Annotated in this window: 19 protein-coding genes and 1 tRNA gene; 7 read left to right on the top strand and 13 right to left on the bottom strand. The window is 67.8% G+C overall.

Features of this window, described 5'->3' with window-relative positions; all coding sequences use genetic code 11:
• Positions 1-22: 22 nt before the first annotated feature.
• Complete coding sequence (locus MFF01_RS14970) at positions 23-961, top strand: polysaccharide deacetylase family protein (RefSeq protein WP_238226672.1); 939 nt, start codon at positions 23-25, stop codon at positions 959-961.
• A gap of 233 nt (positions 962-1,194) precedes the next feature.
• Here the strand turns inward: MFF01_RS14970 and MFF01_RS14965 are convergent, their stop codons facing one another.
• The 11 genes from MFF01_RS14965 to MFF01_RS14915 all read right to left on the bottom strand — a co-directional run bounded on the left by MFF01_RS14965 (position 1,195) and on the right by MFF01_RS14915 (position 12,943).
• Positions 1,195-1,581 carry a Rieske (2Fe-2S) protein gene (locus tag MFF01_RS14965; RefSeq protein WP_238226671.1) on the bottom strand — a complete coding sequence of 129 codons (387 nt, stop codon included), beginning with the start codon at positions 1,579-1,581 and terminating at the stop codon, positions 1,195-1,197.
• Positions 1,553-2,257, bottom strand: a complete 705-nt coding sequence (locus MFF01_RS14960) for an ABC transporter ATP-binding protein (RefSeq protein ID WP_238226669.1) — start codon at positions 2,255-2,257, stop codon at positions 1,553-1,555. Before MFF01_RS14960 ends, MFF01_RS14965 begins: the two co-directional genes overlap by 29 nt.
• The gene (locus MFF01_RS14955; RefSeq protein WP_238226666.1) at positions 2,250-3,071 is read right to left on the bottom strand and encodes an ABC transporter ATP-binding protein; all 822 of its coding nucleotides are present in this window, start codon (positions 3,069-3,071) and stop codon (positions 2,250-2,252) included. Before MFF01_RS14955 ends, MFF01_RS14960 begins: the two co-directional genes overlap by 8 nt.
• Complete coding sequence (locus tag MFF01_RS14950) at positions 3,068-4,105, bottom strand: branched-chain amino acid ABC transporter permease (protein ID WP_238226665.1); 1,038 nt, start codon at positions 4,103-4,105, stop codon at positions 3,068-3,070. The genes MFF01_RS14955 and MFF01_RS14950 overlap by 4 nt, the downstream gene beginning before the upstream one ends.
• Complete coding sequence (locus MFF01_RS14945) at positions 4,102-4,974, bottom strand: branched-chain amino acid ABC transporter permease (RefSeq protein WP_238226662.1); 873 nt, start codon at positions 4,972-4,974, stop codon at positions 4,102-4,104. The genes MFF01_RS14950 and MFF01_RS14945 overlap by 4 nt, the downstream gene beginning before the upstream one ends.
• 68 nt (positions 4,975-5,042) lie before the next feature.
• A complete protein-coding gene (locus tag MFF01_RS14940) occupies positions 5,043-6,197 on the bottom strand; it encodes an ABC transporter substrate-binding protein (protein ID WP_238226660.1) in 1,155 nt (384 codons plus the stop codon).
• 46 nt (positions 6,198-6,243) lie between these two features.
• Positions 6,244-7,455 carry a xanthine dehydrogenase family Fe-S subunit gene (locus MFF01_RS14935; RefSeq protein ID WP_238226659.1) on the bottom strand — a complete coding sequence of 404 codons (1,212 nt, stop codon included), beginning with the start codon at positions 7,453-7,455 and terminating at the stop codon, positions 6,244-6,246.
• Positions 7,452-8,327, bottom strand: a complete 876-nt coding sequence (locus tag MFF01_RS14930) for an FAD binding domain-containing protein (RefSeq protein ID WP_238226657.1) — start codon at positions 8,325-8,327, stop codon at positions 7,452-7,454. The genes MFF01_RS14935 and MFF01_RS14930 overlap by 4 nt, the downstream gene beginning before the upstream one ends.
• A complete protein-coding gene (locus MFF01_RS14925) occupies positions 8,324-10,693 on the bottom strand; it encodes a xanthine dehydrogenase family protein molybdopterin-binding subunit (RefSeq protein ID WP_238226654.1) in 2,370 nt (789 codons plus the stop codon). The genes MFF01_RS14930 and MFF01_RS14925 overlap by 4 nt, the downstream gene beginning before the upstream one ends.
• Positions 10,690-11,559 carry an alpha/beta hydrolase gene (locus tag MFF01_RS14920; protein ID WP_238226653.1) on the bottom strand — a complete coding sequence of 290 codons (870 nt, stop codon included), beginning with the start codon at positions 11,557-11,559 and terminating at the stop codon, positions 10,690-10,692. The genes MFF01_RS14925 and MFF01_RS14920 overlap by 4 nt, the downstream gene beginning before the upstream one ends.
• Before the next feature lie 109 nt (positions 11,560-11,668).
• A complete protein-coding gene (locus MFF01_RS14915) occupies positions 11,669-12,943 on the bottom strand; it encodes an amidohydrolase/deacetylase family metallohydrolase (protein WP_238226651.1) in 1,275 nt (424 codons plus the stop codon).
• Positions 12,944-13,104: 161 nt separating this feature from the next.
• Between MFF01_RS14915 and MFF01_RS14910 the strand changes: the two genes are divergently transcribed.
• The 6 genes from MFF01_RS14910 (at position 13,105) to MFF01_RS14880 (ending at position 21,050) form a co-directional block, all read left to right on the top strand.
• On the top strand, positions 13,105-13,626 hold the full coding sequence (locus MFF01_RS14910) for a MarR family winged helix-turn-helix transcriptional regulator (RefSeq protein WP_238226649.1): 522 nt from the start codon (positions 13,105-13,107) through the stop codon (positions 13,624-13,626).
• Positions 13,627-14,361: 735 nt separating this feature from the next.
• Positions 14,362-14,438, top strand: a tRNA-Arg gene (locus MFF01_RS14905).
• Positions 14,439-14,567: 129 nt separating this feature from the next.
• The gene (locus tag MFF01_RS14900; protein WP_238226648.1) at positions 14,568-14,792 is read left to right on the top strand and encodes a hypothetical protein; all 225 of its coding nucleotides are present in this window, start codon (positions 14,568-14,570) and stop codon (positions 14,790-14,792) included.
• Positions 14,793-14,955: 163 nt separating this feature from the next.
• On the top strand, positions 14,956-15,174 hold the full coding sequence (locus MFF01_RS14895) for a hypothetical protein (RefSeq protein ID WP_238226646.1): 219 nt from the start codon (positions 14,956-14,958) through the stop codon (positions 15,172-15,174).
• A gap of 15 nt (positions 15,175-15,189) precedes the next feature.
• Entirely contained in the window at positions 15,190-15,369 is a 180-nt protein-coding gene (locus MFF01_RS14890; protein WP_238226644.1) for a hypothetical protein, read from the top strand.
• A gap of 605 nt (positions 15,370-15,974) precedes the next feature.
• On the top strand, positions 15,975-21,050 hold the full coding sequence (locus MFF01_RS14880; RefSeq protein WP_238226641.1) for an autotransporter domain-containing protein: 5,076 nt from the start codon (positions 15,975-15,977) through the stop codon (positions 21,048-21,050).
• Between the two features lie 272 nt (positions 21,051-21,322).
• Here the strand turns inward: MFF01_RS14880 and MFF01_RS14875 are convergent, their stop codons facing one another.
• Complete coding sequence (locus tag MFF01_RS14875; RefSeq protein ID WP_238226639.1) at positions 21,323-22,180, bottom strand: hypothetical protein; 858 nt, start codon at positions 22,178-22,180, stop codon at positions 21,323-21,325.
• A gap of 397 nt (positions 22,181-22,577) precedes the next feature.
• Positions 22,578-22,903 (bottom strand): integrase core domain-containing protein (locus MFF01_RS14870; RefSeq protein WP_238226637.1); only part of this gene is annotated, 326 nt, incomplete at its 5' end.

Here is a 22,903-nt window from a genome sequence, read left to right as displayed (position 1 = left end):
GCGATCTCCCGTGGACAGCCCGATGACAGACCAGAACCCGGCCGCCCAGACCTTGTCCGGTCACGGCCGCTACGCCTATTCCGCCCTGCCGGACCGCCCGGTCTACGACTGGCCGGGGGGTAAGCGCCTCGCGGTCTACCTCGCCCTCAACCTCGAGACCTTCGATTTCGGCGGCGGTCTCGGGGCGGAGCTCGCCCCCGGCGGGCCGCAGCCGGACGTGCTGAACTACGCGTGGCGCGATTGGGGCAACCGGGTCGGGGCGTGGCGCCTGCGCGACCTGTTCGACGTCCTTGACCTACCGGCGAGCATCCTCGTCAACAGCCGGATCTATCGGGACTGCCCCGGCCTGATCGAGGCGTTCCGCGCACGCGGCGACGAGATCGTCGGGCATGGCCGCACCAATGCCGAGCGGCAGGGCACTCTGAGCGAAACCGAAGAGCGCGCCCTCATCGCCGAGGCCACGGCGGTGCTGACGCGCGAGGAAGGCCGGGCTCCGGCCGGCTGGCTCGGCCCCTGGATCTCGCAGTCGCGGGTCACGCCGGACCTGCTGGCGGAGGCGGGCTACCGCTACCTCCTCGACTGGTGCCACGACGACCAGCCCACCTGGTTCGCAACCCGCGACGGCGGCCGCATCCTGGCGGTGCCCTATCCGCAGGAACTGAACGACATTCCGGCCATCGTGGCCCGCAAGGACACCGGGCGCGCCTTCGCGGACGCCATCGTGGACGCCTTCGACGAGATGCTCAAGCAGGCCGAACACGCGCCGCTGGTGATGGGGATCGCGCTGCATCCCTACATCGTCGGCCAGCCGAACCGCCTGCGCCCCCTGCGCCGGGCCCTCGAACACATCGCCCGTCACCGCGACGCGATCTGGCTGACGACGGCGGGCGCTATCGCGACCCACGCCGCCGGTCAGCTGCCCGGTCCCACGCCGGAACGGCCCGGGGCCACGGGTGCCTAAGCAGGTTCGCGTTGGCAGGCCAACGCTTCACTCTGCTTAGCTCCTTGGTATGTCGCAGCTTTTGGGCACAAAACCGGTGACCACTTTTGCGAAACCTGCCTAGCCTCTCCGCTCGCGGATGCCTTCACGCATCGGACGGATTTGCCCTGACGCCATCGCAACACTCCCGCTCGCGCGCTTACACGGCGCAGCGGAAGTTTGTGAGAGACCTTTGGCTCACCGACGCGGCATCCTCAGGTGACGGGCTTCGCACCGAGGGCATGGCCGATCCGGATCTCCACGTCGTCGCCGACGTGGCGGGTCGCGAAGGTTTCGAGACCACGGAAAGACCATCCCGGCGAGACCGCCCCGTCGGTGAGGCTGAACCACGCCTGGTGCCGGGGGCAGTGGAGTCGTCCGGCGGCGCAATGGCCGAGGGCGAGATCCGCGCCTTCGTGCGGGCAGGCCCGCTCCACTGCGAAGAGCGTGGTCCCGTCCTGCACGAGAAGGAGATGCCGGCCCGCCACGAAGACCGGCACCAGCCCACGGCTGGCGAGAGCGTCGCGCCCGCAGGCATGAACCCAGCGTGCGCCGTCGGCTGCCGAGGCCGGGTTAGCCTCCGAGATAGGCTTGGCGCACATGCGGATCGGCGATGAGGGTCGCGCCCGGCCCCGCGAGCACGATCCGGCCGGTCTCCAGCAGGTAGGCGTAATCGCACAGTTCGAGGGCCGCGAAGGCGTTCTGCTCCACGAGAAGCACCGTCGTGCCCGCGTCGCAGATCGCCCGGATGACCGCGAACATGCGTTCCACGATGTTGGGTGCGAGGCCGAGGGAGGGTTCGTCGAACAGGACGAGCCGGGGGCGGGACATCAGGGCGCGGCCGATGGCCAGCATCTGCTGCTCACCGCCCGAGAGGGTGCCGGCGGCCTGATGCCGGCGTTCCGCGAGGCGGGGGAACTCGCCGTAGATGCGCGCGAGGTCGGCGGCGACGCCGGCCGGGTCGCGGCGCAGATAGGCGCCCATGGCCAGGTTTTCCGCGACGCTCATCTGCGGAAACACCCGGCGCCCCTCCGGGCAATGGGCGATGCCCTCGGCCAGGACCTTGCGCGGATCGGCCCCGGTGATGTCGCGGCCGTCGAAACGGATGCTGCCGCTGCGCGCCGGGATCAGCCCCGAGACAGCCCGCAGGGTGGTGGACTTGCCGGCGCCGTTGGCGCCCACCAGGGCCACCAGTTGGCCCTCCCCGACGGTGAGCGACAGGCCCTTCAGGGCCGTCACCGTTCCGTAGCCGCAGACGAGATCGCGGATCTCAAGCATCGATCGTCTCCGTCGCGGCCGTGCGGCCGGCGCCATCTTGATGGAGAGCTGCGCTGCTGTGGCCGAGATAGGCCTCGATGACGGCGGGGTCGGCGCGGATCGCCGCCGGCGGCCCCTCGGCGATGAGGCGGCCGTAGTTCAGCACCACGATGCGGTCGGAGACCTCCATCACCATCGGCATGTCGTGCTCGACGAGCAGGAGGGTGATGCCCCGCTCTCGGATCGACCGGATCAGTCGCACGAAGACCTGGGTCTCGGAAGCGTTCATGCCGGAGACCGGTTCGTCGAGGAGCAGCATGGCGGGCTCGGTGGCAAGCGCCAGGGCCACCCCAACGAGGCGCTGCTCGCCATAGGCCAGGGCCCCGGCCTTCTCCCCGGCGCGCCCCGAGAGCCCGACCCAGTCGAGGAGGTCGCGGGCCCGCTCGCGCAGGCGCGCCTCACCGGCGCGGTCGCGCCCGAGCAGGGTGTCGAGCACCCGCGCGCGGCCCTGCCGGTGCAGGCCGATCATTACGTTGTCGAACACGGTGTCGTCCGGAAACACGCTGGTGCGCTGGAAAGTGCGGCCGAGGCCGAGGCGGACGATCTCGTGCGGCTGCAGGCCCTGGAGGCTGGTCCCGCGAAAACGCACCTGCCCCTGGCTGGGCTTGAGGAACCCGGTCATCACGTTGAACGCCGTGGTCTTGCCGGCGCCGTTGGGGCCGATCAGGCTGACGATCTCGCCCGCGTGCACGTCGAAATGCAGGTCCGCGATGGCGACGAGGCCGCCGAAGCGGACGCCGACATGCTCGATGGAGAGGATAGGGGTGTCGCTCACGGCCGGACCTCCATGGGGATGCGGGGTGCCGTGGCCGCGGACGCACGGCGGCGGGTGACGAGGCGGGCCACCCCCGGGACGATGCCCTTGGGCATCACGAACTGAATCGCGATCAGCACGAGGCCGAACACCATCCACTGCGCCTCCGGCACCATGACGGGGCGCAGGGCGACAGGCAGCAGGCCGAAGATCAGGCCCCCCACGATGGGCCCAAGCAAAGTGCCCTTGCCGCCGCCCACCACCATGATGACCATGGTGACGGTGGTGGAGAACAGGAACACGTCGGGATCGATGATGCGCAGGTAATGCGCGTAGAGGCTGCCGGCCGCCCCCGCCATGGCGGCCGAGATCACCGCCGCGACGGTGAGGGTGCGGGTGGCGTTGATGCCGACGGAGAGGGCGAGGGATTCGTTCTCCTTCAGGCCGCGCATGGCCCGGCCGAAGCGCGAGGCGACGAGGCGGGCGATGAGGGCGTAGCAGAGCGTGCCGACGACGAGCACGAGGTAGTAGTTCTGCAGCTTCGTCCGCAGGGTCGTGGTGCCGAGGCCCGGTAGACCGAGGCTGAAGGGCGGGATGCCCGTGAGCGCCAGGGGCCCCTGCGTCAGCTCCACCCAGTTCAGGGCGACGAGGCGCACGACCTCGGCGAACGAGATCGTCACGATGACGAAGTAGGCACCCCGCACCCGGAACGAGAGTCGGCCGACGAGGTAGCCGCAGGCCGCCGTTGCCAGCACGGCGAGGAGAAAGCCGACGACGGGCGGCCAGGGCTCGTGCACGACCCGGACGCCGCCGACGAGTTCCACGTCGAAGCCAAGGCTGGTGAGGGCGCTCACGTAGGCGCCGATACCGAAGAACGCGATGTGGCCGAGGCTGAGCTGCCCGGTGAAGCCGAGAAGCAGGTTCAGGCTCATGGCCGCGATGGTGACGATGCCCGTCGTGATCAGCGCGTTGAGCAGGTAGGGGTTCTGGCCGAGGGCGAATGGCAGGGCGGCCAGTGCCGCCAGGAGGGCGAGGGCGGGGATATGCCGGATCATCCGATGCGCTCCGCCTTGGCGAACAGTCCGGTCGGCTTGAAGACGAGCACCGCGATGATGATGAGGAAGCCCATGGCGTCCCGGTAGCCGGACGAGATGTAGCCGGCGCCCAGTTCCTCGGCGAGCGCCAGGATGAAGCCGCCGATGGCCGCCCCGGTGATGTTGCCGAGTCCGCCCAGGATCACGATGGCGAAGGCCTTGAGTTCGGCCATGCCGCCCATCTGCGGAAACACTACGTAGACCGGCCCGAGGAGGGCGCCGGCCGCCGCCGCGAGACTCGAACCGAGGGCGAAGGTGGCGGTGTAGATCAGCCGCACGTTGACCCCCATGAGGGACGCGGTGTCGTGGTCCTGGAAGGTGGCCCGCATGGCGAGGCCGAGGCGGGTTCTGTTGATGAGCCCGTAGGTCAGGCCGATCAGCACGAGGGCCGCGCCGAGCACGAACAGACGCAGCCAGGACACTGAGACGGGGCCGAGCTGGAGCGGCGCATCCGGGAACGGAGTCGGGATCGATTTCGCGACGCCGCCGAACAGCCAAAGCGTGCCCGATTGCAGGACGATGCCGGCGCCGATCATCACCAGCATGGTCGTGTCCATGTCGGCGCCGCGCAACGGCCGCAGCAGTACGAGGTCGAGGATCGCGCCGAGCAGGAGGCCGCCGAGGATCGCCGTCGGCAAGGCGGCGAAGAAGCTTAAGCCCAGGGCCGTGACGGCAATGTACATGACGTAGGCGCCCACTGTGTAGAGGGCGCCGTGGGTGAAGTTCACCACGTTCATGATCCCGAAGATCAGGGTCAGACCAATGCCCAGAAGGGCATAGGTACCGCCGAGGATCAGGGTGTTGAGGAGGTGCTGCAGAAATTCGGGCATGGAGGCCTCGCCGGAGCGGACGGAAACCCGGCCGCCCCGGGGCGGGCGGCCGGGACGGGGGCGTTGGGCTAGAGCGTCGGCACCACGATTTTTCCGGCCTCGATCTTCACGAGGTAGACGTCGGGCTTGCTCTGGCCGCTCTCGGACCCGGACGGGCCGGCCTTGGCGAAGCGGATCGGCCCGTTCAATCCGGTGAAGTCGACGGACCAGAAGCCCTTGCGGATGGAGGCGGCGTCGGCGGCCCCACCCTTCTCGATGGCGGCCGCGATGGCGCGGATGCCGTCGTAGCCCCGGAAGCTCTCGGTGACGCCGGCGAAGTCGAAGCCGCGCTTCTTCCACTCGCCAATGAAGTAGGCGGTCGCCGCCGGGTTCGGGGTCTTCTCGGGGTACCAGGGCAGGAAGGTGGTGAGGTGCATCGTGCCCTCGGCGGCGGTGCCGGCCTGGGCGATGATCTGGTCCGGGTTCTGGGAGCCGCCCGTGGTGATGATGCGCTTCTTGAGGCCGAGCGCCGCCATCTGCTTGAACAGCAGGGTGAGCTGATCGACGGCGGCGGTGATCATCAGGGTGTCGGCATCCGACCCCTTGAGCTTGGACAGTTGGGCGCTCATGTCCTGCGCGCCCTGGTCCATGGTCTCGACGAGGCCGACGGTGACGCCCTTTCCTTTGAGCATCTTGCCGAAATCGGCCGCCGCCCCCCGACCCCAGTCGTTGTTGATCGCGAGGAAATCGACCTTCTTCAGGCCGAGCTTCTCCACCATCGGGGAAAAGGCCTCGGCCTCCAGGGCGGAAGGCGGCGAGATGCGGAAGACGAAGGGATTGCCCGAAGTGGTGATCTTGCCCGACGATGACGTCTCGACAAGCATCGCGGTTTCGTAGTCGGCGAGCTTGGGCATCACCGCGAGGGTGAGGCTGGAGCCCCAGGCCCCCATCAGCACCGGGGTCTTGTCGCTGGTGATGAGCTTTTCGGCCACGGCCGCCGCTTCGGTGGGGTTGCTCTTGTTGTCCTCGATGACGAGTTCGAGTTTCTTGCCCAGCACGCCGCCCCGGGCGTTGATCTCGTCGGCGGCGATTTTGGCGCCGTTGACCACGTAGGTGCCGGACGCGGCGAACGGGCCGGTCAGAGGTTCGTTGACCCCGATCCGGATCGTCTGCGCCTGGGCGACCCCCGACAACAGCATGAACGCCACGGTGAGAGCGGGAAGGCGAGTGAGGCTGCGCGTCATGGTGAGTCTCCGGGGGCGAGCTTGGGGAGCGGTTCGAGGTGCGGGATCACGGCCTTCGGGCACCCGAGGCGGCGAGCCGCCGCCGCAGGGACGCCGTCAGCATCTTGACGAGCAGGCGAAGGGGATTCAGGCCCGCGGGTGCCGGGGCCGGGGCACCCGACAGATGCGCCCCGAGATTTGCGGCGAAGTCGGCGCCGATGCGTCCGGCGAGGTCGCGCACGAGGCCGGGCCGCCCGAACTGTGCAAGTGGTCCCTTGAGCGTGTAGCCGACGGCGAGGACGATCCTGGCGGTGCCGGGCGCCGCGCCGGGCTCGACGCGGTAGCGGATTTCCCCCTGGGTGGCGGAGCGTCCGCCGGCATCGGATCCCGCGCCGAGGATGCGGCCCGTCAGGGTCTCGGCGTCCCGCGTGAGGCGTGCACGGCCGCGAAACCGCGCCGCGATCGGCCCGATCCGCACCTCGAGGGCGCCCTCGACGGTGTCGGGCGCCGGTTGGCCCGTCAACGCGGCGCCGGGCAGGCAGGCCGCGACGGCCTCGACGTTGCCGAACAGGGCGAAGACGGTCTCGGGCGGATGCGCCACCGTGACGATCTGCTCGAAGCGATGGGCGGCCTCGAAATCCTCGACCACCTGGACGACCTGCGGCTCCGAGACCGGCCGGGCATGCGCGACCGGGGAGCGGATCGCCGCGACGCCGTGTCCGTCGCGGGCGCCGACGGGGCCGAGGCCGCGATGTCCGCCCGTGGTCGGGCCGATGCCCCGGGCGCGGCGCTCCGCGATGACCCCGCGCACCGCCCGGACGATGCCGACATAGCCGGTGCAGCGGCAGAGATTGCCCGAAAGGCCGGCGCGGATGCGGCGTTCGTCGGCCTCGGGCAAACGCAGAACCAAGTCGCGGGCCGCGATGAGCATGCCGGGGGTGCAATAGCCGCACTGGAGGGCGTGCTCGCGGTTGAACGCAGCCCGCAACTCGGCGGCGATCGCGTCGTCGTCGAGGCCTTCGATGGTGGTGACCTCGGCACCCGCGCAGGCCCCCGAGAAGGTGAGGCAGGCCCGCGCCGGTTCGCCGTCGAGGAGCACCGTGCAGGCGCCGCAGACACCGTGCTCGCAGCCGAGATGCGTGCCCGTGAGGTCGAGGCCATCGCGCAGGACGTCGGCGAGGTGGGTGCGCGGCTCTGCCCGCAGGCTCCGGGCCCGGCCGTTCACCATGAGCTCGAGGGACAGGGAGGTGTCCCGACGGGCGGTCGATGCGGCGCTCATGCGGCCTCGCTGACGGTTCGGGTGGGGGCGAACAGCGTCGTGGCCGCCTGCGCGACGGCGCGCGCCAGCACGGTGACGTGGACGTGGCGCGCCACGGCGTCGGTCATGCCGGCCTCCCGCAGCAAGGCATCGGCGGCGGCGGCCTCGAAGCGGTCGGCGAAATCGGGGCCGATCCGCCCGCCGAACAGGTGCCGCGCCTCCGGAACCAAGAGGGGTGCGCCCTCGACGGCGCCGATCACCACGCGGCCGTGGCCCGCACCCGGATCGAGCCGCACCGCCCCGATGGCGTGGGCGAACTCGCCGATCTTGGAGCAATGCTTGACGTAGCCCCAGGCGATGCCGGGTCCAAGACCGGGGATGCGCACGGCGACCAGCATCTCGCCGGGCGCCAGCGCCACGTCGAGGGCGCCGGTGACGAAGGCGTCCAAGGCGAGGCGCCGCCGGCCGGATGCCGAGGCCAGTTCGACCTCGGCCCCGAGGGCGACGAGCGACGTCACCCAATCGGCGGCCGGATCGGCATGGACCAGGGAGCCGCCGAGGGTGCCGCGATTGCGCACGGGCCGATAGGCGATGGCGCTCGCCACCCGGGCCATGGCGCCCTTCGTCACGTCGGGAACGCGCCCGTCCTCAATGTCCGCGTGTGTGACGCAGGCCCCCAGCACCAGGGTGTCGCCCTCGATCGCCGCCCGGCGGAGTTCGGGTACGCCCGTGATGTCGAGGACGAGGTCGGGCTCGACGAGGCGCAGGTTCAGCATCGGGCCGAGGGATTGACCGCCGGCCATGAGCTTCACCCGTCCCGGGGCATCCGCGAGCCGGGCTAGGAGGGCGGACAGGTCGCCGGGGCGCTCGTAGGCGAAGGGGGCGGGCTTCATGCGGCCTTCCGCGTGCGTTCGGCGGTGGCGCGGGCGCTCAGCACGGCCTCGACGATGCGGTGCTGGCTCACGGGCGAATGCAGCAAAGCGATCCCGAGGGGCCGCAGGGCGTCGTTGATGGCGTTGGCGAGGGCCGCCGGGGGTGCGATGGCTCCGCCCTCGCCGATCCCCTTCACGCCGAACTGGGTGTAGGGCGAGGGGGTCGCCATGTGGTCGATGCGCGGTTCGGGCACCTCGGCGGCCCCCGGCAGGAGGTAGTCGGCGAAGGTCGAGGCGAGGGGCTGCCCGCGGGCATCGAAGCGCATCTCCTCGTAGAGGGCCGTTCCGATTCCCTGCGCGAGGCCGCCGTAGATCTGGCCGTCGACCACGAGCGGGTTCACCAGGGTGCCGCCATCCTCGACGATGCAGTAGTCGAGGATCTCAACCGCTCCGAGGTCGGGGTCCACGGCCACCACCACGGCGTGTGCGGCGTACGAGAAGGTGCCGGAATCCCGCATCGGCTTGTAGCCGGCGGTGACTTCGAGCCCGCCCGGATCGACGTCGAGGCTCAGATCCTGCGGCCGTCGGTACCAGGTGTGGGCGATCTGCCCGAGGCCGACATCGCCGGAGGGGCCGACGACGCGGCCGGCCTCGAAGCGGCAGGCGGCGGGATCGGCCTGGAGCAGGTGGGCGCCGATGCGAAGCGCCCGATCCGCCAGCTCGCGGCAGGCCGCCGCCACGGCGCCGCCGGCCATCACCATCACGCGCGAGCCCCAGGAGCCGGTCGAATAGGGCGTCATGGCGGTGTCGCCGTGCACCACCCGCGTGCGCGCCACCGGCACGCCGAGGATCTCGTGCGCCACCTGCGCTAGGGTGGTCTCCAGCCCCTGGCCGTGGGAATGGGCGCCGATGCGAAGTTCGAGGCCGCCATCGGGGGTGAGGCGCGCGCCGGCCTGCTCGTGGCCCGGCACCATGGGGATGCCCCAGCCGGAATAGACCGAAGTGCCGTGCGCCGCCTGCTCGCAGTAGATCGAGAGCCCGAGGCCGATGCAGCGCCCGTCTGGTTCGCCCGCCTTCTGGCGCGCCCGCACGGCCGCGACGTCGATGGCCGCCAGGGCGCGGCTCAGCGCCTGCGGATAGTCGCCGCTGTCGAAGTGCTTGTTCGTGATGTTGTCGAACGGCATCTGCTCGGCCCGCACGAGGTTCTTCTCGCGGACCGTCCAGGGTTCCAGGCCCGCCTCGGCCGCGACCGCGTCGAGGATGAGTTCCATGGCGAAGCACACGCCCGTGCGGGCGACGCCGCGATAGGGCAGGATTGGGCACTTGTTGGTGGCGACCGACCAGGTCCGGCAGCGATAGGCCGGGAAGTCGTAGGGACCGGGCAGAATGCTCGCCACCTGCGCCGCCTCGAGACAGGCGGAGAACGGGTAGGCCGAGTAGGCTCCGGAATCGACGGTGGCCTCGCAGTCGATGCCCCGGAGGGTGCCATCGCGCTCGGCATAGGCGGTGATGCGGTAATGGTGCTCGCGGCAATTGGCGTTGGCGGTGAGGTGCTCGCGCCGGTCCTCGAGCCAGCGCACGGGATGGCCGACGCGCAAGGCCAGCCAGGCGAGGCAGACATCCTCGGCGAGCAGGATCGCCTTGTAGCCGAAGCCGCCGCCGACATCGGGCGAGACGATGCGCAGGCGCCCCTGCTCGATCCCGAGACACTCGGAGATGCCGTTGCGCACGATGTGCGGCATCTGGCTCGCCGTGTGGACCACGAGCTGGTCCATGCGATGGTCGAGATGCACCACCGTGCCCCGCCCCTCGATCGGCGCCATGCATTGCCGACCCGTCGAGATCGTCCGCGAGACCTTGATCGGGGCGTCGAGGGCGGCGGAAAAGTTCACGTCGACGAACGTCTCGAGGAAGACGTTGTCGCCCCAATGGTCGTGCACCAGGGCCGAACCGGGTTCGCGCGCGGCGAGCATGTCGTGCACCGCCGGCAATTCCTCGAGGTCGAGGACGATGGCGGCGGCGATGTCCTCGGCTTCCGCCCGCGTCGGCGCGAGGCAGATCGCCAGGAGTTCGCCGACCTGCCGCACCTTGTCCCTGGCGAGAACCGGCTGCTCGGAGACCTTGAACCCGGCAAGGCCCGAGACGGCCCGGATCGGCTGCACGTCGGTCAGGTCGGCGGCGGTGAAGACCTGTCCTCGAAACGCTTCCGGCACGTGAATCGCCCTGATGCGGGCATGCGCCAGAGGACTGCGCACGAAGGCGACGTCCTGCAGGCCGGGCAGGCGCAGGTCGCCGACATACTGACCGCGTCCGCGCATCAGGCGGTCGTCCTCCTTGCGGGGCAGGGGGGCGCCGACCCCTTCGGAAAGCCGCGTCGCGTCGCTCATGCGCAAAGTCCCTTCGCGAGATCGGTCGCGGCGCGTACCAGCACGCCGCCGGGGCGTCGCAGTTCGTCGAGGATCGAGAAGTGCTCGGCGCCGGCCACGGGGATGAGCGGCCCCGGCGCATGGTGGGTGCTGCGCAGGGCGTGGAAGGCACGGGCGTCATGGACGAGGGCCGGGCGCTCGGCGGTTCCGTAAGCGATGGCGAGGGGCTTGGCCGTTACGGGCAGGCGCAGGGGCGAGAGTCCGGCGACCTCCGCGTCCGTGAGTTTCAGGGCGTCATTCAGCCCGGTGTCGCGCAAGGGGCCGAGTTCGTAGACGCCCGAGATCGCGAGCCCCGCCGCCACGGCCGGATGGGACAGGTGCAAGGCCGCCAGCTGCGCCCCAGCCGACCAGCCGGCCAGGATCAGGGGGCCGGCGATGCCGTGGGCCGATCCCTTCGCGGCGAGCCAGTCGAGGGCCTGGCCGATCTCGGCGACGATTCCCGTAAGGCTCGCCTCGGGCGCCAGGGTGTAGCCGGGCATCGCCACGGACCAGCCGGCGGCGGCGGGGCCTTCTGCGAAGCACGCGAACAGATCGCGTGAGTTGCGCTGCCAGTAGCCGCCATGGATGAAGACGAGGCAGGGCGCCCCCGGGTCCTTGGCGGGAAAGAGGTCGAGGGCGGCCCGCGGCGCAGCCCCGTACGGAATGTCGAGGCCTTCGGGATGCGCCACGCGGTAGGCGGCGGAGGCCGCGTTGCGGGCCGCCGCCTGCGCGGCGCTGTCGGGCACCGCTGCGTTGTTGTCGTAAGCGGCGTCCCGCGCCGCCCGGTCGAGACGAGACCAGTCGCACCGGGGATCGGGCAGAAGAGTCGGGGGCTGATCGACGCCCATGCGGTCGTCTCCCTAGGTTCGGGTGCAACTGGCATCCCTCACGAAACTCCTCCGCGCTGTCGGGCCCGAGGCGAGAGCCGACCGTGATCGGGTGTTTCGTGAAGCTGTCTCAGGCCGCGATGGCGTTGGGCAGGATCGGCGAATCGGCGTCGAAGCGGCGCCCGGCACGCAGGCAGAAGGCGGGCTGGAGCAGGCGCTGGGCGACGACCTGCGTGTCCTCGTTGTCGCGGAGCAGAAAGCGACCGCGATGGTCGTGCAGCACCGAGATGTCGGCGGCAAAGCCCGGCGTGAGGGCGCCGATCCGGTCGGACAGCCCGAGCATCTCGGCCGGGTGTTTCGTCACCATGGGGACGACTTCCTCAAGGCTGAGACCGAGCGCCATCATCGAGCTCATCGCCTGGGTCAGGCTGAAGCGGGCCTGGCCGAGGAAGGGGTGGTTCTCGTCGTCGTGGTGCTCCTCCGGCGTGCCCGCCGGCCGGGGGACCTCCGTGTTGTAGCCGTGCATGTCGGCGCCGAGCGTGTAGGGCACGACGCCCGCCGGCAGGGAGGCGCGGGCGACCCGGTAGGAGAAGTGGCTGCCGTGGCCGACATCGACCCGCAGGCCGGCATCCATCGCCGCCCGGATGATCGGGTGGACGACGCCCGCCTCGTTGATGAAGCCGCCGGGATGGCGGGTGAACGGGTGGGCGAGGAAATCGCCGGGCCGCAGCAGCGGGATCACCCGCTCCATGATGGTGTTGGCATCCTCGCCGTTGGCGCCGCTCTCAGGCAGGCCCCAAAGCTGGCCGAAATGGACATAGAGCGGGAGTTCGGCGCGGCGGCTGATTTCGGCCGCCATCTCCATCACCTTGATGCCCCACCGGGCGAAGCCACCGATCTCGGCGTGACCCTTGATGCCGCGTACGAGATCGCGGTTCTCCACGGCCGACTTCACCGTGGCGTCGATGTCGACGCCATCCGGGCTGTAGAGGTTGGGATAGAAATGCCCCTCGAGACCGCCCACCAGATAGGCGGAGAGGAAGGCGTAGATCCGGGTCTCGGCTTGCTCGGCGACGAAGTGGCGGAACCCCGGCAGGGTCATGCACGAGGCGCCGCCCTGGTCGATCACCGTGGTGACGCCCGAGCGCACGCCGACCATATCGGGCGGCAGACCGAAGCGGCCGGTGACGTACTGGTAGACGTGGCCGTGGGTGTCGATCATCCCCGGCAGGACGAGCTTGCCGGCGACGTTCACCACTTCGGTCGCGGCCGAGGGAATGATGCTGTCCGACACCGCCGCGATCCGCCCGTCGCGGATGGCGACGTCCCTGATGCCGTCGATGCCGGAGGCAGGGCAGATGACCCGGCCGCCGCGCAGGAGCGTGTCGTAGCGCCCATCGTCCATTTTCGCGTTCTCCCTCGGGTCTCGCGACATCGTGTCGACCGTCGCATCCCTCGGCCCTGGCGAGGCTCCTGGAATGCGAAGTATGCTTCGTATCTGGTATGAAAGCATGGTGCGTGCCAAGCGCCGTCCGAGTGGCGGATCGAACGCGGAGGGGGAGGACGATGGACGGGGCTACGGGGGAGGGCGCGCTCGCACGGCGAGGCGGGACAGTCGTCGAACAGGTCGGAGCACCCTGGCCCCTCCCTGAGCGGCCCGGCTTCCTGATACGGCGTCTGCATCAGATTCATGTCAGCCTGTTTTCCGAGCGTTGTGGCGCATTCGGCGTCACGCCACTGCAGTACAGTCTGCTGTCTTTGCTGGCAGCTCGGGGTGAGGCCGATCAGACCACCTTGGCGAATGCCGTCGCCCTCGACCGGACAACGACGACGGGTGCCCTGAAACGCCTCGCCGCACGGGGATTCATCGAACGATCGCCCGCGCTCACGGATCGGCGTTCACAGAACTGCCGCCCGACCCCGGCGGGACGCGCCTTGCTGTCTCGAATGGAGGACGCGGCGCGGCAGGCCCACGACGCGACCCTCGAGCCACTCTCGGCCGAGGAGCGGGCGACCTTGATCCGCCTGATAAAGAAGATCACCGCAGGCCATCAGCAGCGCCACGATATGGACACCCTACTGACCTGACACCTTGGGCCTGCGACGGTGCTTCATTCTCGGCACCAGAACACCCTCCACGGTTTCCGGCGTGACGTGACGGAATAGGCCTGTGGAGGGTTTGAGCGCACGACTGCGAAGCGAATTGCTGAACGGCGAGATGGTCTGCAGGTCCAAGGAGGCACAGATCGTGATGGAGAGGCGGCGGCGACGTTACACTGACGTCCACACGCCCCGCTTGGCGATCCACCTCGACCCCGGAGGCGTTCAGCCTCCGCCGCCATCATCCGCCACGCTCACGCGACAGGCTCCGCCGGCCGCTCGACCGCATAAGTTGGTGGGCGATGCCGTCGAAGGCTTGTCCGTTCTTCTACAACGACTTCGCCTGTACGCGTTCTGATTCAAACTCCAGGCTCGTGAACGGACCAAAGTGTATTGAGCGCGGTGGGTGAGTTTCGATAATGAACCTCAAACATTGTGCATGACGAACTGCGGCAGCGATGACGTTAGATGCTTTGCTTGGGGGGCAGCCTGCTCGACGAGCCATGGCAGCGATACGCATCGGACGCTTCACCGGGGCCGCGTCCAATTCTGCCGCATTCTCCCCCGCGCAGACAAAGGCCTCGCGCGGCGTCCACGCGATCACACATCACCCCAACCCGTAAGCTTTGCCATCGGAGCCCTCGCGGTCATTCTTTTGAGCGAGCGGCTTCCGCAAACCCGTTGCGCACGAGCGCCGTATGGGCTAGGTAACCGTCGCGGTCAGCACCCGTAGCTCAGCTGGATAGAGCGTTGCCCTCCGAAGGCAAAGGTCACACGTTCGAATCGTGTCGGGTGCGCCAATTAAATCAGTGACTTAGCCCCTCTCAGGCAGCTCGTCTCACATAGACGACGATGCTTAGGCGCCGCTCAGACGGCTTGCCTCTCCATGATTCTGGCGAGAAGCTTTTCCTCGGAACGAGGAGAGAACCGTGCGGCCCGCCTACTTCATCAACATCATGCCGGCCCGGGGCGCTGTGGGAGGAGGTTGCAACGAGCGTCCGATTTCTTGCTTACCTGAGCGGTTCGACGACATCGAAGACGCTGCCGAGTTCGCCCTGGCTCATTCGGAAGAACGAGGATGGCTGCTCACCGAGTGGTCGTTCAATATCGTCGATGAGGCGGGCCGCATCGTTATGACGGCCGACGATCCATAGCCCTCGATCCCTCCAGTGCCGGCCCCGTCGCTGCGAGTGCGGTGGTGGTGGCCATGGTAGCGGAGGCGGACCCGCATATCGGGAGCGGAACTCCTCCGCGTCGCATAGGAGCGGATGACGCCGGATCGCGTTGAACTCGGCAGACCGACATCTAGGATAGTCGATGGATCCGAACCGACTGGCAGAGACCGAGACTGTTCTTGCCCGAGCCGATCGCGCGTGGCGCTCCGAGGTGACGCGCCTCTACGGTCCCGACGGCGTTCTTCGCTTCGGCTACAGCCGCGAAGGGCGCGGCGAGGACGGAACGCCCGTCCGCCACGCCTACGACGCGCGCTGCCATGCAGTCGCTGCGTGGCGCCATGAGCGCCGGCCTGCGGCCTGAAGCCTCGAGCGCACCATGCCGACGTGGATCGTCTCCGTTTTGAGCCTGTGGGCGGCGTACTGGGCCGCGATGTTCGCGCAAGTCGCTCATCTGCGTGCCGTCGATGACGGCGTTGGCGCTATCGCCTTTTCGCGAATTTCCGCTGCCTTCCTGATCGTTGGCTTAGGGTTATTCATCGTCGCGAAGGGCGGGTAGGCCGTGTGCAACCTCTACAGCCTGGTGACACCGCAGGCCAAGATCCGAGCCTCCTTCGGCGTCTCAGACGATCGCATGGGCAACCTGCCGGCGATGCCGGGCATCTTTCCCGACTAGCGAGCACCGATCGTGCGAATCGGTGAGGACGGGGAAGCATGCACTAAAATCCCGGCTTCGACAGGCCGGTTGGCCCCGGCGTCTACTGCCTCGCCGTCACGCACGACGGATCGCGGGCGCTGATGGCGAACACCGGCCCGGGCTACACGCCGGCCGGCCCCGCTGCCCTCTTGTCCATTGCGTCCCTCGGCTCGCATGAGCTCGGCGACGCGCCGATCTGGTCGGCCAGCGCTGCGACCTGACTGCATCGGTAGTCCTTGCTGGCAGCGTCGTAGGTCGCGAACGCCATACACTTAGTTTAGTTTGGCTAAACTCGCCTGCGAAAGATGTGTGACCGGTTTACATCATGCGGATTCAAATGCCTTGATGAGCTTCGCGGAAGCGAATTGATTTTTTGACTCCACCCCGGGGCTCCTCAATCGTCTCTTCAGCACGCCCGGCATACGAGCAGGCGAGTTGAGTGCAACTGCAGGGTTTCGGTGGACAGTATGTCGAGGCAAAGTCAGGTGCTGCGCCGTTCGCTCATGGCGAGCGTTCCCGTATGGATCCTGGCGATCGCCGAGGCTTCGGCGGCGTGCCAGCCCACCGCCCCCACCAGTGGACAGACGGTGACCTGCACGGACGCCCAGCCGATGGGCTTCGTCGCACCAGCCGGCGTCACCGGCCTGACCGTCAACATCCAGTCCGGCGCCACCCTCGGCGCGCAGCAGACCGGCACCGGCATCAACCCGAGCTTCTCCAACGTGCGGGTGAACGGCACCAGCGTGGTCAACAACGCCGGCATCATCGACAACGGTGCGCCGCAGAACCGGGACAATTACGGTGTCGACTTGGCCGGCGACCGCTCGACCCTGAACAACACCGGCATCATCACCCTGACGGCGCCCGCCGGCAACACTGCGACGCGGATCTACGGCGCCTCCTCGAATGCGCCGAACGGCTCGCAATACGAGGGCGTCACGGTCAACAACTCCGGCACCCTCGCGGTGATGCAGAACGGCAACGGCATCGCGCGGGGCGTCTATGCGGGCGAGAACACCACGCTGTTCACCCTCAACAACAGAGGTCTGATCTCGGCCACGCGCGGCACCTCCGCCACGGCCTCCACGGCCGTCGTTGCGGGCGTCGATTCCGACGACGACACCGACCGGCTCGTGGTCAACAATTCCGCCTCCGGCCGGATCACCGCAACGGGCACCAACACCCGCGCCCTTACAGGCCGCGCCGCCCAATACGAGATCAACAACAGCGGCACCATCACCAACACCACCGCGGGTGAGGCCGCCATCGCCACCTTCGCGGTGAACGCGGGCAATGCCGGCGACACGACGACGCCGCGCGCCTACAACACCGTGATCACCAACACCGCCACGGGCGTGATCAATGGCGATGTCCGCAACTTCGACCAGGATCTCCAGACCACCGCGACGGTGGTGAACCTGCGCCGCACCGGCACCCTCACCAATGCCGGCACCATCAACGGCAACCTCGCCTTCGGCGGCGGCAGCCAGACGGTGAACAACACCGGCCGCATCTCCGGCGGCCTGTCGTTCCTCGACGTCGCCGCCACGGTGAATACGGTAAACTTGGGTACGGGATCGAGCATCGGCGGCGACATCACCGCACAGGGCCTCGGCACGAACATCCTCAACCTCACGGGCACTGGCACGCTCACCGGCGCGGTTACTGCCCGTCCCCCCGGGCCGATCACCGTTGGTCCTCTTGCGGGTAAGCCCCTAGGCTTCACTAGCCTCACCCAAACCGGCGCCGGTAGCGCCTGGACCTTCGCAAATGGATCATCCCAAGCCATCACGGGAAACCTTACAGTTGCGGGCGGCAGCCTTACATTCGACCTTGGATCGAGACAGTTCGTTGTTGGTCAAATCCAACTGACGGGCATGGGATCGCAGTTAACTGTTAATAATTCCCTCGGCAATCAAGCTATAAATCTCTTGGAATCGAATACGACCCTGATCAATAATGGATCTCTCGTAGGCTCAAGTGGCTTTTTGCGCGAGCTAGTAATTTCAGATCCTGACGGTACAGCCCCTATTAATGGCGTCCGCGCAGCCGCAACCAAGGGCGACATTAACAGCGTTACTGTTGTTAACAATGGACAAATAAGTGTTTTGCGAAATGATCGCAGTGTTTTATCGGCGATCGTCAGTGCTGTTCGCGCGGATGACGGTATTTTCGGGAATAGCGTAGCCTCCATGACTGTCATTAATGGCGGTTCAATCACAGCATTGGACAACGGCACTAGTTCCGGCCTAGCTTCAGCCATATCCGCCGGCGCTTCGGTCGGTGTTCTGTCGGTTATAAACAGAGCGGGCGGCACCATCGGCGCATTGGGTTCAAATGCTCGAGCAATTGATGGGCAAGCAAAAAATTTTAATATTACCAATGATGGAAACATCTTCGCGTCGGGCGGCCAAGCTATAGTGATCTACGGCCCCGGAATTACATCACTTACCAACAATCCCGGTGGATTCATCACCGGCAACATCCGGCTTGCCGAAACGGACCCGCAAACCAGCGTCATGGGACCGGCTCGCTTTAGTACAATCAGCAATTCTGGGGCTATCAATGGTAGTATTCAATATGGCTCAGGCAATCATGCGTTAAATAATACCGGCAATATATATGGAGATATTATTTTTTCTGATCTTTCAAATAGACGCATTCCAATTGCTATAGGACTAACGCCACCTGATCCAAGCGTGAATACGGTAAATCTTGGCACTGGCTCCCGCATCGGCGGCAACATCACGGCCACCGGGCAAGGTATCAACACCCTGAACCTGTCGGGCACCAGCACCCTCACGGGAACGGTCGCGGGCTTCACCAGCCTCAACCAGACCGGCGCCGGCAGCGCCTGGACCACCGCCAGCGGCTCGGTCCAGAACCTGTCAGGCAACCTCACGGTGGCGGGCGGCAACCTGACGCTGGGCGCCGGCTCGACCCAGAATGTCGGCGGCCTGATCCAGGTAACGGGTTCGGGCGCGCAGCTCACCGTCAACAACACGCTCACCAACAAGACCGTGAACCTGTCGGGCTCGAACACGAGTCTCGTCAACAACGGCACAATCACGGGCACCGGGGCGGCCGGGCGGGTAAACGATGCTTTCACTCAGGTCTACGGCGTGCTCAGCAATTCCTCGGGTGCCGACTTCGCCAACGTTGCGGTGACCAACAACGGCACCATCGCGGTGACGGAGAACGGCATCGGCATCTCGCGCGGCATCTATGCGGGTGAGAACATCGCCTCCATGGCGATCGCCAATGCCGGCACCATCTCGGCGACGCGCAACGGCACCGGCACGGCGGCGGTCGCGGCCATCGACTCGGATGACGATGTCGCGGCCCTCACCGTCACCAACCGCGTCGGCGCCACGATCAGCGGCACCGGCACCGGGGTCCGCGCCATCCAGGGCCGGGCACAGAGCTTCACCATCACCAATGCCGGCACGATCACCGGCCCGACGGGTGGTCAGGCCATCGTGGTCTACGGCGCCGGCAACGGCGTCCTCAACAATGCCGCCACGGGCGTGATCAACGGCGACGTGCGCTTCATCGATGCCGACCCGCAGAACGCCACCACGGCCAACCGCCGCAACAGCACCACGACGAATGCGGGCCGCATCGCCGGCGCCGTCCAGTACGGCATGGGCAACCATACCCTGACCAACACCGGGACGATCACCGGCAACATCGCCTTCGCGGATGTCGCGGCGAGCCGGAACACGGTGAACCTCGGTACCGGCTCGACCATCGGCGGCGCCATCACCGCCCGGGGGCTCGGCAGCAACGCCCTCAACCTGTCGGGTACCGGCACGCTTTCGAGCACCGTCACGGGCTTCACCACCCTGCGCCAATCCGATGGTGCCTGGACCCTGGCCCAGGGCTCGACCCAGACCTTCTCGGGCGGCGCCACGGTGGCGGGTGGTGTTCTGAACGTGAATTCGACCCTCACCGCCGACACGGGCGTTGGCACCGCCGGCACCCTGACGGGCACCGGTCGCATCGTCGGCACGCTCACCAACGCCGGTATCGTCACACCGGGCTCGGCCGCCGCGCCCTTGGGCACGCTGACGGTCGCGGGCAACTATGTTCAGGGGGCCAGCGGTACGCTGCAGAGCGCCGTCACCGCCGACGGGCAGGCCGCCCGCCTCGTCACCACCGGCACCGCCACCCTCGGCGGCACCGCCAGCATGTTCGCGGCGGCCGGCACCTACCTGCCCAACACCCGCTACACCGTGCTCACCGCCGCCGGCGGCGTGAACGGCAACTTCGCCACCGTGACCGACAGCGGTTCGCTGCCCTTCCTCATCCGCCCGGTCGCTTCCACCGACGCCAACAACGCCTACGTCACCCTGGCCCAGCAGAGCTTCGGCTTGGTGGCGCAGACGAGCAATCAGGCGAACGTGGCGCGCGGACTCGATGCGGCGCTCGCCAACAATCCGCAGGCGCTCCTCGTCATCGACAACCAGAGCAACGCCGGCATTGCCGCGACCCTCGACCGGGTCTCGGGCCAGAGCTACGCGTCGCTCGCCGACCCGCAGCTCCGCTCGGGCCGCGCCTTCGGCAGCCAGCTCCTGTCGCGGGCCTATGCGGCCAGCACCGAAGCCGGCCCGACAGGCTTCACCCTGCCGCCGACGGTCTACGCCGCCGACATGCCGAACCGCGCCGCCCCGCCGGCACCCCGGTTCATCGAGACCAGCCGCGGCTACGGCGTCTGGGCCACGGGCTACGGCCAGTTCGGGCATGTCGATTCCACCGCCAACGCCGCCGGTCGCTCGGAGACCGTCGCCGGCATGGCGGGCGGCGTCGACTTCCACCCGCAGGTCGGCACGGTGCTGGGCATCGCGGCGGGCTACGGCTCCGTCGATGTCAGCCTGAACCGGACGGGCGAGCGGGCGCACACGGACAACGCCCAGGTCGGCCTCTACGGCGGCTTCACCAGCGGCGCCCTCTACGCCAACGCCACCGTGGGCTACGCCCACACGGAGGGCCGGGTGAACCGGTCGCTGGGCCTGGCCCAGATCCAGTCCGGCGGCGCCCAGGGCAAGGTCAGCGGTGACCAGTTCATCTCCGCCGGCGAACTCGGCTACCGCTTCGCCCTCGCCCCCACCACGGTGCTGTCGCCCTTCGTCGGGTTCCAGGTGAACACCTTCGATCAGGACCGGGTCACCGAAGGCAGCGCCGGTCCGTTGAGCCTCACCATCGCCGCCAAGGACTTCCTCTCGGCCCGCACCCTGGTGGGCGGCCGCCTGGAGACGGCGACGACGGTGTTCGACGGTCGTCCCGTCTCGTTCTGGGTCAAGGCGGCCTACGTTCACGACTTCGCCGACGTGAGCCGCACCATCGGGGCCTCCTTCACCCTGGTGCCGACGGTGCCGTTCGCCGTCTCCGGCCGGCGCCTCGCCCGCGACCGGGCGCTGGTTGGCCTCGGCGTGAGCACGGAGCTGGCCCCCGGCCTCGCCGGCTTCCTCGGCTACGATGCGGAGCTTGCCTCCACCGACACGATCCAGGCGGTGCGCGGCGGCGTTCGCTACACCTTCTGAGCCCGGACGGGTCGGACACGCGGGGGCGGCTCGGACACGGGCCGCCCCTTTTTCATGGCAAGATGGGAGCGGGCGATCACGAGGTGTCGCCGACCCAGAGCGGCGCGCGCAAGAAGGCGGAGACTATGGCCGGCCGGATGCCCGGCACGGCCGCGATCAAAGTCGCGGCGGACGACGAGACCGGCGAGTTGGAGGCTGCGACGATCCTCGCACGGCTCGGCGAGGCCTCGAAGGGCTGTCGGGAAGCCTACAGGAGGGCGGAAGCAGTTTCATCAGTTCGGCACAGACAGACAGCGACGCCCCTTTCCACAGCTGTCTGGCGGACCGACTGAAACCATCTTCGCGCCTTTTCCCTCGAGATTAACGAGCAACGCGCGGGTTGCTACGGCCGGAGCGACGATGCCTTCGACCGGATGAACTTTCACGAAGTGAGTTGGGTCGGCGCTGCTGACGACGAGACCCTTCGTCTGGCCGTAATAGTTCGGCTTGATGCTCACCGAGCCGTCGGGGTCAGCTTGGATCAGGGCGTGATAATCCCCTTTGCCATCACTGGAGATCAGGTGGATAACCTGCGAGGCCGAAGCGCCAGACTTGGCGGTCTTACCGATCTCGGCAAACTCGGCCGCGGCCCCATGATCGGTCTTGATGGCGTTCTTCCATCCGGCGGTCCCCTGCGCACCGATGTGAAGACCGTTCATCTGTCCGTCGGGCTTTGAATTCCACTCGCCGGTGACCCAGATCCCATCGACGTTCGTGCCCTTCCAGCCTGCCGCGGGCGCGACAAGGTTTACATCGATCTCCGTGCCATAGACTTGACCGTTGAAGCCATGCTTCGGCGGCACTCCCGACGTGTCGAAGTTCTTTGATGTGAAGTTGGCGCCCCACGCCTGGGCGTTCATCGCAGCCATGTGAGCACCGCCGTAGACCCCCACGGCTGGCGCAATCGTCGATGCGGTCCGCGCAACGCCCAGTACGCCCGAGGTGATGATGAATCCCGGAGTGACGCCGTCGATTTTGTTGGCATTCGCGTCCGCGGGGATCTCAATCGAGCCGCTGATCGCTGAAACCACGCCGTAATCGTTGCCGCCCGGCATAAGCTTCGCCGGAGGGTTGCCGATATCGACGGACAAGCCAGAGTAGGCCCCTCGCCAGCTTGCCCACGGTGGCGACGCAATGGACAGTTTGGTTCGCTCGCCGTCCCGTCCTCCTCCAGGGCTAGTGCGGTTGTCGTTGCTTGGGGTCTCGGCAGGCGCTCTGGCTGGCTGAGGCTGTGCGGATGCACAGGACGCCATGCCTATGAAAAGCAGAGCAATTTGCGTTCGCATGTCATCACCTCACGGCCGAAGGGGCTTTTCCCTACCGCTATCGCAGCCGTCGAGAAAGCGGCGCCGTGTTCCGGATGAAGTACCAAGATCAGACAAGAAGCGCCCCAAAGCCGAAGCCCCGGGGCGCGATACGGACGGTACTGAGCGGGCGGATCGGCGGGGTGGTTGTGGCCTGCCCCCATTCGGTGGCCCAGGTTCGAAGTTAGTGCATCGTCAGTCGCGTGACGATGGCGGGGTGAGCGAGCGGCCCTGAGCCGCTCGGTTCGGTTGGCCAGATGACGACCTCGGGCGCAGGCGGCTGGTAGCCGAGCGACGAGTGCGGCCGGATGTTGTTATAGTGCCTACGCCATTGCTCGATCACGACGCTGGCCTCCTTGAGGGTGTAGAACACCTCGCCGTTGAGGAGCTCATCCCGCAGCTTCGCGTTGAAGCTCTCGCAATAGCCGTTCTCCCACGGACTGCCCGGCTCGATGTAGGCGGTCGCTGATCCCACCGCCGCGATCCAATCCTGAACGGCCTTGGCGATGA

Origin of the sequence: Methylobacterium adhaesivum, from assembly GCF_022179065.1 — a bacterium.
Taxonomy (GTDB): Bacteria; Pseudomonadota; Alphaproteobacteria; order Rhizobiales; family Beijerinckiaceae; genus Methylobacterium; species Methylobacterium adhaesivum.
The sequence above is the reverse complement of the archived record's forward strand: the minus strand, read 5'-3'. Positions and strand labels throughout refer to the sequence as shown.

What these genes read in the sequence shown, in the direction of transcription:
- MFF01_RS14970 (WP_238226672.1), top strand. Translation starts at nt 23, where the DNA reads ATGACAGACCAGAACCCGGCCGCCCAGACCTTGTCCGGTCACGGCCGC.
- MFF01_RS14940 (WP_238226660.1), bottom strand. Translation starts at nt 6,197, where the DNA reads ATGACGCGCAGCCTCACTCGCCTTCCCGCTCTCACCGTGGCGTTCATG.
- MFF01_RS14895 (WP_238226646.1), top strand. Translation starts at nt 14,956, where the DNA reads ATGGATCCGAACCGACTGGCAGAGACCGAGACTGTTCTTGCCCGAGCC.
- MFF01_RS14920 (WP_238226653.1), bottom strand. Translation starts at nt 11,559, where the DNA reads ATGGGCGTCGATCAGCCCCCGACTCTTCTGCCCGATCCCCGGTGCGAC.
- MFF01_RS14935 (WP_238226659.1), bottom strand. Translation starts at nt 7,455, where the DNA reads ATGAGCGCCGCATCGACCGCCCGTCGGGACACCTCCCTGTCCCTCGAG.
- MFF01_RS14880 (WP_238226641.1), top strand. Translation starts at nt 15,975, where the DNA reads ATGTCGAGGCAAAGTCAGGTGCTGCGCCGTTCGCTCATGGCGAGCGTT.
- MFF01_RS14965 (WP_238226671.1), bottom strand. Translation starts at nt 1,581, where the DNA reads ATGTGCGCCAAGCCTATCTCGGAGGCTAACCCGGCCTCGGCAGCCGAC.
- MFF01_RS14910 (WP_238226649.1), top strand. Translation starts at nt 13,105, where the DNA reads ATGGACGGGGCTACGGGGGAGGGCGCGCTCGCACGGCGAGGCGGGACA.
- MFF01_RS14925 (WP_238226654.1), bottom strand. Translation starts at nt 10,693, where the DNA reads ATGAGCGACGCGACGCGGCTTTCCGAAGGGGTCGGCGCCCCCCTGCCC.
- MFF01_RS14890 (WP_238226644.1), top strand. Translation starts at nt 15,190, where the DNA reads ATGCCGACGTGGATCGTCTCCGTTTTGAGCCTGTGGGCGGCGTACTGG.
- MFF01_RS14960 (WP_238226669.1), bottom strand. Translation starts at nt 2,257, where the DNA reads ATGCTTGAGATCCGCGATCTCGTCTGCGGCTACGGAACGGTGACGGCC.
- MFF01_RS14915 (WP_238226651.1), bottom strand. Translation starts at nt 12,943, where the DNA reads ATGGACGATGGGCGCTACGACACGCTCCTGCGCGGCGGCCGGGTCATC.
- MFF01_RS14945 (WP_238226662.1), bottom strand. Translation starts at nt 4,974, where the DNA reads ATGCCCGAATTTCTGCAGCACCTCCTCAACACCCTGATCCTCGGCGGT.
- MFF01_RS14930 (WP_238226657.1), bottom strand. Translation starts at nt 8,327, where the DNA reads ATGAAGCCCGCCCCCTTCGCCTACGAGCGCCCCGGCGACCTGTCCGCC.
- MFF01_RS14950 (WP_238226665.1), bottom strand. Translation starts at nt 4,105, where the DNA reads ATGATCCGGCATATCCCCGCCCTCGCCCTCCTGGCGGCACTGGCCGCC.